The organism is Methylobacterium phyllosphaerae (assembly GCF_001936175.1).
Classification (GTDB): domain Bacteria; phylum Pseudomonadota; class Alphaproteobacteria; order Rhizobiales; family Beijerinckiaceae; genus Methylobacterium; species Methylobacterium fujisawaense.
This window is the reverse complement of sequence record NZ_CP015367.1, coordinates 4,134,466-4,149,781: the sequence shown is the minus strand read 5'-3', so window position 1 is coordinate 4,149,781 and position 15,316 is coordinate 4,134,466. Positions and strand designations below refer to the sequence as shown.

Below are 15,316 nucleotides of genomic sequence, written 5' to 3'. Positions count from 1 at the left end.
CACGGCCCGTCCCCTGCAACCCGAATCGGTAGGATAATGCTCCACCCTGAACGCCGGTGGAACATCCCGGAGCCGCGGCGACTTGCCTGTGACCACGTTCACCAGCGACGACTTGTCCGGGTCGGCTTGCCGGGATCCCCGCCACCGCGCCATGCGGTGGGGATCCGCGAGAAGCCGGGCCGGTTGGGTCCGTCCGGCGACGCATCGAAACACAGCATGCCCGATACCGATCTCAGCGGCCTCGGCCGCGACGCCCGACACCTGCGGCTCGACACCTTCGTCCGCCTCCGCTGGCTCGCCGTCACGGGCCAGAGCGCGGCGGTGGTCGGGGCGCAGTTCGGCCTCGGCCTGCCGCTCCCCTTCGGCTGGTGCTTCCTGGTGATCGCCACCTCGTCCTGGCTGAACCTCGCCCTGCGGATCCGATTCCCCGCGAGCTACCGTCTCAGCGACGATTCGGCCGCGCTGCTGCTCGCCTTCGACATCGTGCAGCTCGCGGCTCTGCTGTTCCTCACCGGCGGGCTCCAGAATCCGTTCTCGCTGCTGTTCCTCGCCCCCGTGCTGATCTCCGCGACCGCCCTCCCGCCCGAGCGGACGCTGGCGCTGGGGCTCCTCGCGGTGGGGCTCGCGACCCTGCTCGCCCTGGTGCACCGGCCCCTGCCCTGGTTCGCCGACGGGCGGATCGAGCTGCCGTTCCTGTACGTCTCCGGCGTCTGGACCGCGATCCTGCTCGGCACCGCCTTCACGGGCGTCTACGCGTGGCGGGTGGCGGAGGAGACGCGGCTCCTCGCCCAGGCGCTCGCCGCCACCGAACTCGTGCTCGCCCGCGAGCAGCACCTGTCGCAGCTCGACGGGCTGGCGGCCGCCGCTGCCCATGAATTGGGCACGCCGCTGGGCACCATCATGGTGGTGACCAAGGAGCTGATCCGCCAGCTCGGCCCCACCGCCTCGCCGGCGGTGGCGGAGGATCTCAACCTTCTGCGCGAGCAGGTCGACCGCTGCCGCGGCATCCTCGGCAAGCTGACCTCCCTCGATGGGGACGGGGTCGGCTTCCTGGAGACGGTCACGTTCAGCCACCTCGTGGAGGAGCTGGTGGCGCCCCAGCGGGCGCTGGGCGCCGCCCTCGACGTCACCAGCGCCGGCGACGGCCCGGAGCCGGCCTGCCGCCGCAACCCGGGCGTCATGTTCGGCCTCGCCAACATCCTCGACAACGCCGTGGACTTCGCCGAGGCCCGCGTCTCCGTCGAGGGGCGCTGGACGCCCGATCGGGTCTGGATCGAGATCCGCGACGACGGGCCGGGCTTCTCCAGCGAGGTGCTGCTGCGGGCCGGCGAGCCCTACGTCACGACCCGCAGCCACGACCGGCCGCAATCCGGCGAGACCGTGGGGGCCGGGCTCGGCCTGGGCCTGTTCATCGCCAAGACCCTGATCGAGCGCTCGGGGGCGCAGCTCGCCCTGATGAACGTCGCCGCGCCGGACGCCCATGGGGCGATCGTGCGGGTCTCCTGGGCCCGCCACATCTTCGAGCGGGGGGCGGCGCCGCGACATTCTCCGGAACTCAGTATCCGCGCCCCCCTGCCACCGCGCGATGCCGTACCTATATGAGGCACAGACCAAGAACCCGACGACGAAAACCCAAGAGGAGTGTCGGATGCTCACGCAGCCCGGGACTGTGGCGGCGACCAACCCCGCCGTGATCGACGATGCCGATCCGCTGGCCGCCTTCTCCGACCGCAGCCTGTTGATCGTTGACGACGACAAGCCCTTCCAGACCCGCCTCGCCCGCGCCATGGAGAGCCGCGGCTACCACGTGCAGGTGGCCGACAGCGTCGCGGACGGCGTCTCGGCCGTCGAGGCGCGCGCCCCCGCCTTCGCGGTGATCGACATGCGCCTGGGCGACGGCAACGGCCTGGACGTGATCGCCCGCCTCAAGGAGCGCCGTCCCGAGGCCCGGGGCGTGATCCTGACCGGCTACGGCAACATCGCCACGGCGGTGACCGCGGTGAAGCTCGGCGCCTTCGACTACCTCGCCAAACCCGCCGATGCCGACGAGATCCACGGCACGCTGATGGCGCAGCCGGGCGAGCGGGCCGACCCGCCGGAGAACCCGATGTCGGCGGACCGGGTCCGCTGGGAGCACATCCAGCGCGTCTACGAGCTGTGCAGCCGCAACGTGAGCGAGACCGCCCGGCGCCTCAACATGCACCGGCGGACCCTGCAGCGGATCCTGGCCAAGCGCGCGCCGCGCTGACGCGGGATCCGTCCCGTCGGTTGCATCACGCGGCCGCTCCGGGCTAGCTGCGCGCGTCCCGGACGGCGCGTCCGGGACGCGAAATCGATTCGAGGGCGGATCTCGTGAACGGGCGCAACGCCATCACCATCATCAGCATGATGGTCCTCGTCGGCACCGAGGTGTTCGCCGTGGCCATCGCGGCGGGCTGGGCCATCGCGGGCATCTTCGATCTCGGAGAGCGGGTGGGACACGTCCTGATGGGCGTGTTCAGCCTGTTCGCGGCCTGGGTCATGCTCCAGCTCTGGCGCCGGGCCACCAGCATCGAGCCGCTGCGGAGCCCAGCCACGCATCGCTGAGCGAGCGCACCTGCTCTAGAAATCTTCGTCAAGTTGCACCGAATACCGGAATTATCCCCATGCGTGCGGGGTGTTCGACAGTTCGGCGGCCTTCCTGCTAGAAGCGGTCCGCGGCGGTCTGTGTGACGATGTCGCAGGTCACACTCCCGTCCCGGACACGCGTGAGACCCGAAGATCCATGAAAGCCCGTATCATCGTCACCCTGAAGACCGGTGTGCTGGACCCGCAGGGTAAGGCGATCGAGGCCGCACTCAGATCCCTCGGCATCGAGGGCGTCGACGGCGTCCGGCAGGGCAAGGTCTTCGACATCGAGGTCTCGGCGGTCGACAGCGCCGCCGCGGAGGCGACGTTGCGCACGGCCTGCGAGAAGCTCCTGGCCAACACCGTCGTCGAGAATTACGCGATCGAGATCCTCTGATGCACGCCGCGGTCGTCGTCTTCCCGGGTTCTAACCGCGAATCGGACGTCGTCCGGGCCCTGCGGCGATCCGGCGCGCAGGTGAGCCTCGTCTGGCACGCGGACCACGAATTGCCCGCCGGCACCGACCTCGCCGTCCTGCCCGGCGGCTTCTCGTACGGCGACTACCTGCGCTGCGGCGCCATCGCCGGCCGGGCCGCCGCCATGGATGCGGTGCGGGCCCACGCGGCGCGCGGCGGACTCGTGCTCGGCATCTGCAACGGCTTCCAGATCCTGTGCGAATCCGGCCTTCTGCCCGGCGTGCTGATGCGCAACGTCGACCGGCGTTTCATCTGCCACCGCCAGACGCTCCGGGTCGAGCGCACCGACACCCGCTTCACCAGCGCCTACGCCCCGGGTCAGGTCATCGACGTCTGCGTCGCCCACGGGGAAGGCAATTACTTCGCCGATCCCGAGACGCTGGCGCGGATCGAAGGCGAGGGCCGGGTCGCCTTCCGGTACTGCGACGCCACCGGCGCCATCACCGTGGAGGCCAACCGCAACGGCTCCCTCAACGCCATCGCGGGCGTCCTGTCGGAGATCGGGAACGTGCTCGGGATGATGCCGCACCCGGAGAACTTCGTCGAAGACTTGATCGGCGGAACCGACGGGCGCGGCCTGTTCGACAGTCTGGCGGCCTGAGATCACCGGCCGAAGATTTGTATTAACTTCCGATTAAGGTTTCCGGGGCATAAAGAGGCATCCAGTGATCTGGATGTCGAGTTGGACATGTTCGTCCGCTCTGTTTTGATGCCTCCCTGATGACTCTTCGAGCCGCTCCATCCGGGGCGGCTTTTTTCTGCGCGGATGCCGGTGCGCGGATCGCGCGAGCCACGTCTTCCGGACCGCGCAGGGCCGCTGCCGCGCCCCGGAGCCACGGCACGGACCCTGAATCGCCCAGGGCAGGCACCCTGAATCCCACGCGGGAGGGGGACAGGATGAGGCCGGATCCGTGACCCTCGTCGAGGCCATGCCGCGGCTTCAGAACGCCGCTCCGGCGTCGGCGCTGCGCCCGCTCGGGATCCGCAACAGAAAGCCCAGGCCGGGCGGACCCGACCTGGGCAGACTCGACTCGGGCAGACCCGACTTGAGCGGAGCGCGAGCCGGGACCGGTCGCTTCAGTACAATCCGCCGGCCTGCGCGGCCCGGTCGGGATCGGCCGGGACCGCCGCGGGGGCGGCGGCCTGGCCGCCGCCCGAGGACGACGGCGCCACGTAGGAATCCGCTGGTGCGGTACCGGGCTTGAACGCCTCCAGGATGGTCCCGGCGCCCTCACCGGACCCCGCACGGGTGCCGCTGGCGAGATTGATGCGGATCAGCTTGATCCCCGGGGGCACGCGGAACGGCGTCGGCGGCTTGTCCTTGAGGGCGGTCTTGAGGAACTCCAGGGCGATCGGCGCCGCCAGCCCGCCGCCGGTGGCGCGGTCGCCGAGCGAGCGCGGCTTGTCGAAGCCGATATAGATGCCGACCGCCAGATCCGGCGAGAAGCCCACGAACCACGCGTCCTTGGCGTCGTTGGTCGTGCCGGTCTTGCCGGCGAGCGGCTTGCCGATCTGCTTCAGGATCGTCGCGGTCCCGCGCTGGACCACGCCCTCCATGATCGAGACCATCTGGTAGGCGGTCAGCGGGTCGAGCACCTGCTCGGAATCGTCCACCAGCTTCGGCTCGTCCTGGCCGGACCACTTCTCGGCGTCGCAGCCGATGCATTTGCGGTTGTCGTGGCGGTAGATGGTCTCGCCGATACGGTCCTGGATCCGGTCGATCAGGGTCGGCCGGATGCGCCGGCCGCCATTGGCCAGCATCGAGTAGGCGGTGACCATGCGCATCACCGTCGTCTCGCCCGCGCCCAGCGACATCGGCAGAACCGGCAGCATGTCGTCGTAGACGCCGAAGCGGCGGGCGTACTCGGCGATGAGCGGCATGCCGACATCCTTGGCGAGCCGCACCGTCATCAGGTTCTTCGAGTGCTCGATACCGTAGCGCAGGGTGTGGGGGCCGCCGGACTTGCCGTCGTAGTTCGAGGGCGTCCAGGCCTCCTGGCCGGGGCCGGCCTCGATGGTGATCGGGGTGTCCTGGATGATCGAGGCGGGCGTGTAGCCGTTGTCCAGCGCCGCCGAGTAGACGATCGGCTTGAACGAGGAGCCGGGCTGGCGCATCGCCTGGGTGGCGCGGTTGAACTCGGATTCGTCGTATGAGAAGCCGCCGACCATCGCGTGCACCCGGCCCGTATTCGGGTCCATGGCCACGATGGCGCCGGAGACCTCGGGCTTCTGGCGCAGGCGGAACTGGCCGCGGCCGCCATCCATCGCCTCGACATAGACCATGTCGCCGGGCTGGAGATTGGCGCGGCCGGCCCAGCGCATGCCCTCGGGCGTGATCACGCCGGTCTCGCGGTCCTTGACCACCTGGCCGGAGGCCTCGCGCTTGGGCTGCAGGCCGATCTGCACGCCGCCGCCGCCATTGCCCAGCACCACGGCGAGGCGCCACGGTGCCACGTCGCCCAGCGCCGGAACCTCGGCCGCCGCCATGCCCCAGTCGCGCCCGGTCAGGTCGACCTTGGTGACCGGCCCGCGCCAGCCATGGGCCTGGTCGTAGCGCACGAGGCCGTCGACCAGCGCCTTGCGGGCCCAGCCCTGCATCTTCGGATCGAGGGTCGTGCGCACCGAGAGGCCGCCCTCGTAGAGCTTCTTCTCGCCGTAGCGCTCGGAGATCTCGCGGCGGACCTCCTCGGTGAAGTAGTTGGCGTTGGCGGCGTTCGGGAAGGCGACGCGCGGGTTGACGCCGAGCGGCATCTTCTTGGCGGAATCCGCCTCCTCCTTGGTGATGTAGCCGTTCTCCGCCATCAGGCGGATGATCTCGTTGCGGCGGTCCAGCGCCGCCTGGGTCTTGCGGTAGGGGTGGTAGTTGTTCGGCCCCTTCGGCAGGGCGGCGAGGTAGGCCGCCTCGTTGATGGTCAGCTCGTGGACCGATTTTCCGAAGTAATCCAACGCCGCTGCCGCCACGCCGTGGAGGTTGCGGCCCGGCACGATCGTGCCGAGGAAGATCTCGTTGAGGTACAGCTCGAGGATCTTGTCCTTCGAGTAGGCCGCCTCGATCCGGAGCGCCAGCAGCGCCTCCTTGATCTTGCGGTCGTAGGTCTGCTCGGAGGAGAGCAGGAAGTTCTTGGCGACCTGCTGGGTGATGGTCGAGGCGCCCTGCCGCTTGCCCGACTTGGCGTTGGTCAGGAAGGCGCGCACGATCCCCTCGGGGTCGATGCCGCCGTGCTTGTAGAAATTCTTGTCCTCGGCCGACAGGAAGGCCGCGACGACGATCTTGGGCATCGCCTGGATCGGCAGGTACAGCCGGCGCTCGCGGGCATATTCGGCGAGCAGCGAACCGTCCGCCGCGTGGACGCGAGTCATCACCGGCGGCTCGTAATTGGCGAGCGCCGCGTGGTCGGGCAGGTCCTGGCTGTACTTCCAGTAGAAGTACCCGCCCACCGCCGCGCCGACCACGAACAGCACCGCGCCAGCGCTGAACAGGATCCCGAAGAAACGAAGGATCAGACGCATCCGGTGTTCCGCTCGTCGCTGGCCCGGCCGAATGCCGGAATCGGCTCATCCGGCGCGTGCGTCCGCTCTCGATGCGGTCAGCCCCCGGATGCTCCCGTCAGGCCCCTTCGGAATGCCGGTTTCGACGGCGGTGCGACGGGGCGTTCGGACGTCCCGTATCGACACGCATTCTATGGTGAAACTGGGGCGACAGCGGCCGAGCGGCGCATGACCGTCGGACGTCCCAGGGTGGCGCGGTTGGTGAAGAACAGATCGATCGCCTTGGCCATGGAGCCGGTGACGCCCGCCCGCCACTCCGGCGATTGCAGCATCTCCAGGTCGCGCTTGCTGGAGAGATAGCCCAGCTCCACCAGCACGCTCGGCACGTCGGGGGAGCGCAGCACCACGAAGCGCGCCTCGCGGTGGGGCTTGGCGCTCATCTCGATCACGGGGGCGAGCTGGCCCATCAGCGTGCGGGCGAAGCCCGACGAGAAGCCGCGGGTCTCGCGGAGGGTCAGCTCCTGCAGGATGTCGGCGATGTCCGGCGGCGCCTCGGCGGCGTCGGCGCCCGCGGCGGCGTCGGCCCGGTTCTCGCGCTCCGCGAGCTTGGCGGATTCGGCGTCCGTGGCCTTCTCGGCATTGGTGTAGATCGTGGCGCCCCGCACCTGGGGGGCCGCCGAGATCGAATCCGCGTGGATCGACACGAACAGGTCGGCCTTGGCCTCGCGGGCGAGGCGCACCCGGTCGGCGAGGGGCACGAACACGTCCCGGTCGCGGGTCATCCGGACCCGGTAGCGCCCGGCCGCCTCCAGCTTCTCCACCAGCGCCTGGGCGAAGCCGAACACGATATCCTTCTCGAACACGCCGCCCACCGCGATGGCGCCGGGATCGGTGCCGCCGTGGCCGGCATCGACCATGATCAGCGGGCGCTGGTCGGTCGGTTCCGGCGGGGCGCTGCGGGCCTGGGCGGGGGCGGGATCCGCGGCGGCCGCCGCCTTGCGGAAGGCGTCGCGGTCGGCGCGCTGGAGCGGGATCGTGAGCAGCACCGCGCCGTCGCGGGCCCGCGTCACCGATTCGATCCTGCCGACGGTGGCGGGGGCGGTGAGGTCGATCACGATGCGGGAGCGGCCTGGGGCGAACAGGCCGTAGCGGAAGGATTGGACGAGCCCGTCGCGGCGGCTGCCGGTTCCAGATTCGAGCTGGAAGTTGACCTCGGGCAGGTCGATCACCGCCCGGTCCGGCCGCTCCATCACGAAGCCGCGGGCCTCGACGGCCCGGGACAGGGTCAGGGTCAGGCGCGTGCCGCCGGCCTGGCTCGCGAGGTCGGCCCCGATGGCGACGGCGGGCTTCTCACCGTTCTGCGCGGCAACCGGCGCTCCCGCCAGGGCCGGCAGAAGCGCCACGGCCAGGCGAAGCCATGCGGTACGGATCAGGCGCGCGCAGTTCGGCATCGGTCCGGTGTCGTTTCCCGTGCCCTCCGTTACGGCATGGGACCGACTTGGTTAACGGACGGTTGCCGCCGCCGGTTCGATCCGGGCGCCCGTGTTGCCGGGATGCGACAAGTCCCGCGCCGCTTCAGCGGTACGCGACCACGCGGCTCGTCTGACCGATGACCGTGACCCAGCAGGTCAGGGACGCGTCAGCGGCCCGCTGGACCTCGCCGACCTGCAGGCGAATCACCTCGGCCGGCGACCGGGCGCCCGAGAGCGCCCGCAGATGCGCCAGGGCCGCCTCGCCCTCGCCGCGCACGTAGCGGGCGATGGTCGAGCCGATCTCGACGACATCGAAGCGGTCGGGGGTGAAGACGATCCGGTCTGGGACGTCGACGGCGTCCGGCATCGGCGGGACGGCGATATCCGCCGCGGCGCCGGCTTCGGGGACCGCCTGCGCGGCCGTCTCGGTCGGCCCATCGGCCGGCCCGTCGGCCGGCACCTCAGAGGCGGTCTCGGGCAGGACCGGGGTGGTCGCCGCGCACGCCGCCTGGGCCGGCTCGGCCTGCGGCTCGTGGGTCTCGACGGAAACGTCGCTCGCCGGCGCGGGTGCGTCCTCGGCGATCGGCGCAGGGCGGGTCTCGGCCGGGGCCGGCGCCTTCCGGAGCGGTTGGGGTGATCCGGCGGGGCGGCCTCCCCTCGGTCGACGCGGCTTTCCCATCGCGCGATCTCCTCCTGTCGGCGTCAGGCCGTCCTGACGGAGCGGCGGCCGGAGGGTCGTGCGCAGCCGGCTCGCCCGCGGTGTCGGCCTCGGACCCGTGACGCCCGGGTGTCAGAGCCTCGGATCCGGTCGGCGCCGCGCGCCCTCCGGATCCCGTATCGCGTCCCCGATCGAGGATCGGGGACGGCGCGCCGGCCTCAGCGGGCGGCGGCGTTCTGGGCGAGGGCGCCGTAATCCTTGGCCTGGGCCTGGAGCGCGGCGAACTGGCTGCGGACGAACTCGGACTGGAGCTCGAACGCCTCGCGGAGATCCTTCGTGCGCACCAGCTTCTGGGCGAAGTCGAAGGTCGCGTTGGCGTTGGCCTGCGCGTGATCAAACCCCTTCGCGACCGCGGCGGTCAGGGTCGACTGGAAGGTCTGACCCGAGGTCTGGACCTGCTCGGCGACCTTCACGGCGTTCGTCATCATGGTGCCGACAGCGGTCCGAGCCTGATCGACGCTCTTCTCGGCGAAGTCGCGCATCTCGGTCGGGATCTCGAAGTTCGGGGTCTGCATCGATGTCTCCAGCAACATTCATGGAGCGGGACGCCGGATGCGTCCGCGTTGACGCGCTTCTATATGTTGCACCGCAACAAGAAGTCAAGTGCATGCTTCGGGGGCCATGCAGGACCCGGAAGCCCGATAAAATGCAGATCTGATGATCTCGCACAGTCATCGCATCGCGGCTGCAGCCCCGATAGCAGATGGCGTGCAAGCTGCGCCATTTATCCGATCGGCCAAGATTGCCGATCCCGGCAAGAGGCCGCTTCGCAAAAAACGATCTGCCTGTCCAGAGGGGCACGAACGGATCGTGAATGCTTGTGGTATACCAGACGGGCCGGGCCGCCTCGGATCATCGCGGCTGGGCCAGCGAATCCGGATGCTGCATCGCACCAGCCGCGGCTCCGGACAGACGGGCGTAGAGCCCCCGGAGCGCCGCCGCATGGGCGTCCAGGCCCATCGGCGCGGTGCGGAAGAGCCTGCGGGCCTCCGCCCCGAGCGACGCCGCCAGGGCGTCGTCCCGGAGCGCCGTGAAGGCCTCGGCGAGGGGCCCGACCTCCGGTGCGAGCACGAATCCGGTCCGGCCGTGCCGGACCTTCTCGGCGGCGCCGGAGCGGTCGGAGGCCACGACCGGGATGCCGGCCGCCAGCGCCTCGTAGACGGTGAGCGGGCCGGTCTCGTACCAGCGCGACGGCGCCGCCAGCGCCCGGGCGCGGGTCCGGAGCGTAGCCCAGACCGCCTCGGGCCTCTGCCATCCGATCACCTCCACGCCGTCCCGGGCACGCAGCTCCGCCTCCAGGGGGCCGGCGCCGATGAACAGGGCCGGAAGTCCGGCCCTCCGCGCGGCGTCGGCCACGAGGTCGGCGCCCTTCTCGCGGGTCAGGCGCCCCACATAGGCGATCGCGTCGCCGCGGGCGGGCGCGGCCGCGGGCCCCTCCGGAAGCCGGACGGGGTTGTCGATCCGATGATGCGTGAGGGCGTAGCCGCCGAGCAGAGCGCCCAGCCGCTGCCGGCTGGCGTCGCAGACATGGACGACGTGCAGCGGATGGTGCCGGCTGGCCCGACCGACGACCTGCCGCATCGCCGCGGCACGGGCGACCCGCACGAGCTTGTGCCCCCGGCTGCGGGGATCGCAGGGCGCCGCGAGGCAGGCGGCCGACAGGGGGGCGAGCCCGCAGGGCTCGGCCCGGTCGAAGCGGTAATAGACGCCGTTCGGGCAGGCCAGGGCGTAGTCGTGCAGCGTGACGACCAGCGGCACCCCGGTCTTCGACAGGACCGGAACGATCGCCGGCGACAGGGTCCGGGTCCATTGGTGCAGGTGGATACAGTCCGGCGGCGCGGCGAGGCCGGCGAGGGCCGCGGTGAGGCGGCGGGCGGCGGCGGCGTGCCAGATCCCGGCGGCGGCCGCCCGCGCGGCACCGAGCGACCAGATGTCGGGCAGGCCGAGATCGATCCGCTGGATCCCGGCATGGTCGAGGAGCGGATCGACGGCCCCCGAGATCGCCTGGATGTAGGTGACGGCGAGACCGGCCTCGGCGAGCCCGCGGGCCGATTCCAGCGCCACCTTCTCGGCCCCGCCGCTGGCGGCCGCGAACTCGGCCAGGATCACGACATGCACGGTGTCCCTCCCGGGGATCGCGTCGGTCTCGGGAGCCGGGAGGATGAAGGAGAGCGGTTTACGGGGGATCAACCGCGGCCGGATACAGATCTCTGCCCCGGATCAGAGCGGCGGAATTCCTGACGTGCACGTCGTCCTCGTCGCAGACCACGCCGCGATCAACGGCGGCCAGGCCAAGGTCGCGATCGAATCCGCCCTGGGGCTCGCCGCCCGGGGGATCCGCGTCAGCCTGTTCGCCGCGGTCGGCCCGGTGGACCCCCGGCTGGAGCCCGCCGGCATCCGGGTGGTCTGCCTGGAGCAGGACGACGTCACCACGGCGCGCAGCAAACTGGCCTTCGCCGCCCAGGCGATCTGGAACGGTGCGGCGCGCCGCGCCCTCGCGCGGGAACTCGCCGCCTGCGACCCCCGGGACACCCTCGTCCACGTCCACGCCTTCGCCAAGGCGCTGTCGCCGTCGATCGGCCCGGCGATCCGGGCCTCCGGGCTGCCGTGCCTCTACACGATGCACGAGTTCTTCCTCGTCTGCCCCACCGGCGGCTTCTACGCCTATCCGGAGCAGCGGATCTGCCATCGGACCCCGATGTCGGCCGCCTGCATCGCGGCGCATTGCGACGCACGCAGCTACCCGCGCAAGGTGGCCCGGATGGTCCGCCATGCCGGCCTCGCCCACGTGGCCCGGCTGCCGGATCTGTTCGCCCACGTCGTCACGATCAGCGATCTGCAGGAAAGCGTCGTCCGGCCGCTGATGCCCCCCGGCACCGTGTTCCACCGGGTCGACAACCCGATCGCGGTGGTGCAGGCGCCCCTGCGGGAGGGCGCGCCGGGCGACTTCCTGTTCGTCGGGCGGATCTCCACCGAGAAGGGCGCGCCGATCTTCGCGGACGCGGCCAAGCGCGCGGGGGTGCGGGCGGTCTTCGTCGGCGACGGCCCCCAGCGGGCCGATCTCGCGGCGCGCCATCCCGAGGCCGTCATGCTCGGCTGGCGCGACGCCGCCGGCGTACAGGCGCTGATGCGCCAAGCCCGGGCGCTGGTCTTCCCGAGCGTCTGGTACGAGGGCCAGCCGCTCACCGTCTACGAGGCCCTGGCCTGCGGGGCGCCGGTGATCGTCAGCGATGCCTGCGCGGGGCGGGAGGCGGTGATCGATGGCGAGACCGGGTTCTGGTTCCGCTCCGGCGATGCGGAGGCGCTCGCCGCCCATCTGCGCCGCCTGACCGACGACGGCCTCGCCGCCCGGATGGGCCGGGCCGCCCACGACCGCTACTGGACGGCGCCCCTGAGCCTCGACGCCCATCTCGACCGCCTCGAGGGCGTCTACGAGACGGTGATGCGCGGGGCCACCGCCCGCAGGAGGGGCCTGAGCCCGGTCGATCGGCCGCTCGCGACCACCTGACCCTGCCGCCGGTTCGGCCGTCCGTGCGCGGGACGCGGAGCCAGCCCGTCGGCGCCGCGCCGCCCGTCGCGCTGCCCGTCGCGCTGCCGCGGATCCCGACGCCGCGCGGGTGACGCCGGCGAGGCCATGGGCCGGACGCTTCGACCGGAAAGCCCATGCGGCCGCCGGAAAGATCGGAAACACCCGCCGTCCCTCGCGTTGATGCCCACCAGCACCCTTGCGTGCCTCCGTCACGGACGAGTGAGCGACATGGCCGAGACCCACAACAAGCCGAACGAAGCCAAGCCGGGCTTCCAGCAGGGCAGCGCCAAGCCGGGCGACGCCAAGAACCCCGACAACAAGCAGGAGAAGCTGAACGAGCGCCTGGACGAGGCCCTGGAGGAGACCTTCCCGTCGAGCGATCCGGTGTCGGTGAAGATCACCAAGTAGGCCCCCGGGCCTGCACCGGCCGGGCGGCCGTCAGGCCGCCCGGTCGTCCGGGACCGGCTCCCGCCCGCGGTCGATCAGGCTGCGGGCCTCGGGCCCCGGGACCGCACGGCTGAACAGGAAGCCCTGGACCTCGTCGTAGCCCTCCGCGCGGAGCATCGCGAGCTGCTCGACGGTCTCCACCCCTTCGGCGGTGGTGGCGATGCCGAGGCTGGCGCCCAGGCTCGCCACCGCCCGCACGATCGCCGTGCAATGGGTGTTCTCGCCGACCTGACTCACGAAGGAGCGGTCGAGCTTGATCTTGTCGAAGGGGAAGCTGCGCAGGTAGCCGAGGCTCGAATAGCCGGTGCCGAAATCGTCCATCGCGATCCGGATGCCCAGGGCCCGCAGCTCATGCAGGGTCGCGAGATTGGCGGCGCTGTCGGCGAGCAGGACCGATTCGGTGATCTCCAGCTCGAGGCGCCGCGGGTCGAGGCCCGAGGTCGCGAGGGCGCCGCGCACGGTCTCGACCAGGCTGCGGTTGCGGAACTGGATCGGGGAGAGGTTCACGGCGAGGCGGATCGCCTCCGGCCAGGTCGCCGCCTCCGCGAAGGCGGTCTGCATCACCCAGGCGCCGATCGGGACGATCAGGCCGGTCTCCTCGGCCAGCGGCACGAACTCGGCCGGCGAAACCGGGCCGTGGTCCGGATGGGACCAGCGCAGCAGCGCCTCGAAGGCCAGGATCCGGTCGGAACGGGCATCCATCAGCGGCTGGTAGACCAGCGAGAACTGGCCGCGGGCGAAGGCCTCGCGCAGCTCGTTCTCGCGCCGCCGCCGCGCCTGCACCCAGGCATCCATCTCCGGCTCGAAGCACCGGAAGGTGCCGCCGCCCTCGGCCTTCGCCCGGTACAGGGCGAGGTCGGCGTTCTTCATCAGGGTTTCGGGATCGGTGCCGTCCCGCGGCAGGCAGGCGACCCCGATGCTGGTGCCGATATGGCAATCCTGGCCGTCCAGGCGGAAGGGCCGGCCGAGTTCGGCGATCACCCGGGCGATCAGCCCGTCGGCCAGGGCCGGGAGATCCATCCCCCCTACCAGGATGGCGAACTCGTCGCCGCCGAGCCGGGCCACGAGGTCGTCCTTGCGCAGGCAGCCGGCGATCCGCTCGGCCGCCTCGCGCAGGAGCGCGTCGCCGACCGGATGGCCCAGCGTGTCGTTGACGATCTTGAACTTGTCGAGGTCGAGGCAGAGCAGCACCGCCGCCTCCCCGTCCCGGGCGTGGCGGGAGATCGCCTCGGCGAGGCGGTCCCGGAACAGCACGCGGTTCGGCAGCCCGGTGAGCGCGTCGTGGTGCGCCATGTGGGCGATGCGGGCCTCGGCCCTCCGGCGTTCCGTCATGTCGATGGCGGCTTCGAGCACGGCCTGCCGCCCCTCGAACGGCATCGCCCGCTGGAACAGGGAGACCTCGATCGCCGAGCCGTCGGCGCGCCGGTGGAGGGCGCCGGTGGGCGGCAGGCCGAGCCCCGGCGCCGCGTCGGGGGGCATGGCGAGATCGGCCGGCGCCCGGCTCAGGAACTGCTCGCGGCTGTAGCCGTAATGGGCGACGGCCGCGTCGTTGACCGCCAGGAAGCGGTCGCGCGCGTCGGCCACGACCCACATCGGGACCGGGTTGTTCTCGAACAGGAGCCGGAACGAGGCCTCCCGGGCCTTGATGTCGCCGACATCCGTCATGGTGACCGAGAGGAGATCGCCGACGCAGCCCGCCTCGACCTTGAGGTAGAGCGTGCCGCCGTCGGACCGGGGGCGGCTCAGCTCGAAGGCGGAGCGCCCGCCCCGCTCGACCATGGCGGCGAGGGTCGCGATCGTCCGCGCGGTGATCGCCCCCGGGAAGAGCTGGCCGATGCGCTGCCATTGCAGGACCGCGGCGGGCCGCTCCAGGAGGCGCTCTGCGCCGCGGTTGAGGGCGACGATCTTGAAATCGACCGGGTGGCCCGCCGCGTCACGGATCGTGCTGAGGGCCAGGATCCCCTGGTCGGTGGCGGTGAACATCGCCTGGACGAGTTCGGTCCGGACGCTCGCCCCGTCGAACCCGATCAGCACGAACGGCTCGCCCCAGCGGTTGTCGAGGGGCACACCGACGAGGCGGGTCGAGGTCACGACGCCGGCATGCAGGCGATCGCACCGGCTGTAGGCGGGCTGGCCGGATCCGAGGGCGGCCGCGACCATCTCGCCGACGGGCTCGCGCAGCTCGATCGGGAGCGCGTCGACCGGGACGGTCTCGCTGGGACAGGGTTCCGCCGACGGGCCTTCCGACCCTTGCGCGAGCCAGGCGCCGAACTCCTGGCCCGCCCAGAGGATCCGGGCGGCCTGGCCGTTCCGGGTCGTCACCAGGGCGGCCCGGTCGGCGAGGCGGCCGAGGCTCCCGAGCACGACGGCCTCGTAGGACGGGATCGGCGCCCCCGGCGTCCGGCAATCCTGCCAGCGCCGAAGGATGTTGCGGCCCGTCTGTCCGTCGTCGTCGTGCGCGGTCACCGAGCCGCCCCAGTTGTTCACCGGGGGCCAGGAAGCTGGGACTTCGTTTAAGCCGGGTTCATGAGCCGACTTATAATCCCATGATACGTACTATTCCCCAGTTTGAGCTCGA

13 protein-coding genes are annotated in these 15,316 nt (G+C 71.3%); 7 read left to right on the top strand and 6 right to left on the bottom strand.

The window, feature by feature from the left end; translation table 11 throughout:
* Positions 1–216 precede the first annotated feature (216 nt).
* The 5 genes from MCBMB27_RS18870 to purQ all read left to right on the top strand — a co-directional run bounded on the left by MCBMB27_RS18870 (position 217) and on the right by purQ (position 3,684).
* Positions 217–1,602, top strand: a complete 1,386-nt coding sequence (locus tag MCBMB27_RS18870; protein WP_043350081.1) for an ActS/PrrB/RegB family redox-sensitive histidine kinase — start codon at positions 217–219, stop codon at positions 1,600–1,602.
* 46 nt (positions 1,603–1,648) lie between these two features.
* Positions 1,649–2,248, top strand: a complete 600-nt coding sequence (locus MCBMB27_RS18865) for an ActR/PrrA/RegA family redox response regulator transcription factor (protein ID WP_043350065.1) — start codon at positions 1,649–1,651, stop codon at positions 2,246–2,248.
* A 104-nt stretch (positions 2,249–2,352) separates the two neighbouring features.
* The gene (locus tag MCBMB27_RS18860) at positions 2,353–2,586 is read left to right on the top strand and encodes a hypothetical protein (protein WP_043350069.1); all 234 of its coding nucleotides are present in this window, start codon (positions 2,353–2,355) and stop codon (positions 2,584–2,586) included.
* Positions 2,587–2,764: 178 nt separating this feature from the next.
* On the top strand, positions 2,765–3,004 hold the full coding sequence (purS, locus tag MCBMB27_RS18855) for a phosphoribosylformylglycinamidine synthase subunit PurS (protein ID WP_043350071.1): 240 nt from the start codon (positions 2,765–2,767) through the stop codon (positions 3,002–3,004).
* Positions 3,004–3,684 carry a phosphoribosylformylglycinamidine synthase subunit PurQ gene (gene purQ, locus MCBMB27_RS18850; protein ID WP_075381039.1) on the top strand — a complete coding sequence of 227 codons (681 nt, stop codon included), beginning with the start codon at positions 3,004–3,006 and terminating at the stop codon, positions 3,682–3,684. The genes purS and purQ overlap by 1 nt, the downstream gene beginning before the upstream one ends.
* 476 nt (positions 3,685–4,160) lie before the next feature.
* Here the strand turns inward: purQ and MCBMB27_RS18845 are convergent, their stop codons facing one another.
* From MCBMB27_RS18845 to MCBMB27_RS18825, 5 genes are all read right to left on the bottom strand, one after another.
* Positions 4,161–6,593: a penicillin-binding protein 1A gene (locus MCBMB27_RS18845; RefSeq protein ID WP_043350075.1), complete on the bottom strand. Its 2,433-nt coding sequence runs from the start codon at positions 6,591–6,593 to the stop codon at positions 4,161–4,163.
* A gap of 170 nt (positions 6,594–6,763) precedes the next feature.
* Complete coding sequence (locus tag MCBMB27_RS18840; protein WP_043759637.1) at positions 6,764–8,023, bottom strand: N-acetylmuramoyl-L-alanine amidase; 1,260 nt, start codon at positions 8,021–8,023, stop codon at positions 6,764–6,766.
* Positions 8,024–8,147: 124 nt separating this feature from the next.
* Positions 8,148–8,723, bottom strand: coding sequence for a phasin family protein (locus MCBMB27_RS18835; RefSeq protein WP_043357177.1), 576 nt, complete (start codon positions 8,721–8,723; stop codon positions 8,148–8,150).
* A 197-nt stretch (positions 8,724–8,920) separates the two neighbouring features.
* A complete protein-coding gene (locus MCBMB27_RS18830) occupies positions 8,921–9,277 on the bottom strand; it encodes a phasin (protein WP_043357179.1) in 357 nt (118 codons plus the stop codon).
* Between the two features lie 337 nt (positions 9,278–9,614).
* A complete protein-coding gene (locus MCBMB27_RS18825; protein WP_043357181.1) occupies positions 9,615–10,880 on the bottom strand; it encodes a glycosyltransferase in 1,266 nt (421 codons plus the stop codon).
* 124 nt (positions 10,881–11,004) lie between these two features.
* Between MCBMB27_RS18825 and MCBMB27_RS18820 the strand changes: the two genes are divergently transcribed.
* Both MCBMB27_RS18820 and MCBMB27_RS18815 read left to right on the top strand, forming a co-directional pair.
* On the top strand, positions 11,005–12,270 hold the full coding sequence (locus tag MCBMB27_RS18820) for a glycosyltransferase family 4 protein (protein ID WP_075381038.1): 1,266 nt from the start codon (positions 11,005–11,007) through the stop codon (positions 12,268–12,270).
* 249 nt (positions 12,271–12,519) lie between these two features.
* Positions 12,520–12,699 carry a hypothetical protein gene (locus MCBMB27_RS18815; RefSeq protein WP_043384781.1) on the top strand — a complete coding sequence of 60 codons (180 nt, stop codon included), beginning with the start codon at positions 12,520–12,522 and terminating at the stop codon, positions 12,697–12,699.
* Positions 12,700–12,729: 30 nt separating this feature from the next.
* Here MCBMB27_RS18815 and MCBMB27_RS18810 read toward each other — a convergent pair whose 3' ends face one another.
* The gene (locus tag MCBMB27_RS18810; RefSeq protein WP_083683621.1) at positions 12,730–15,225 is read right to left on the bottom strand and encodes a putative bifunctional diguanylate cyclase/phosphodiesterase; all 2,496 of its coding nucleotides are present in this window, start codon (positions 15,223–15,225) and stop codon (positions 12,730–12,732) included.
* Positions 15,226–15,316 lie beyond the last annotated feature (91 nt).

Coding starts and splice junctions, on each gene's coding strand:
- MCBMB27_RS18870 (WP_043350081.1), top strand. CDS start 217: ATGCCCGATACCGATCTCAGCGGCCTCGGCCGCGACGCCCGACACCTG.
- MCBMB27_RS18835 (WP_043357177.1), bottom strand. CDS start 8,723: ATGGGAAAGCCGCGTCGACCGAGGGGAGGCCGCCCCGCCGGATCACCC.
- MCBMB27_RS18815 (WP_043384781.1), top strand. CDS start 12,520: ATGGCCGAGACCCACAACAAGCCGAACGAAGCCAAGCCGGGCTTCCAG.
- purS (WP_043350071.1), top strand. CDS start 2,765: ATGAAAGCCCGTATCATCGTCACCCTGAAGACCGGTGTGCTGGACCCG.
- MCBMB27_RS18865 (WP_043350065.1), top strand. CDS start 1,649: ATGCTCACGCAGCCCGGGACTGTGGCGGCGACCAACCCCGCCGTGATC.
- MCBMB27_RS18845 (WP_043350075.1), bottom strand. CDS start 6,593: ATGCGTCTGATCCTTCGTTTCTTCGGGATCCTGTTCAGCGCTGGCGCG.
- purQ (WP_075381039.1), top strand. CDS start 3,004: ATGCACGCCGCGGTCGTCGTCTTCCCGGGTTCTAACCGCGAATCGGAC.
- MCBMB27_RS18840 (WP_043759637.1), bottom strand. CDS start 8,023: ATGCCGAACTGCGCGCGCCTGATCCGTACCGCATGGCTTCGCCTGGCC.
- MCBMB27_RS18830 (WP_043357179.1), bottom strand. CDS start 9,277: ATGCAGACCCCGAACTTCGAGATCCCGACCGAGATGCGCGACTTCGCC.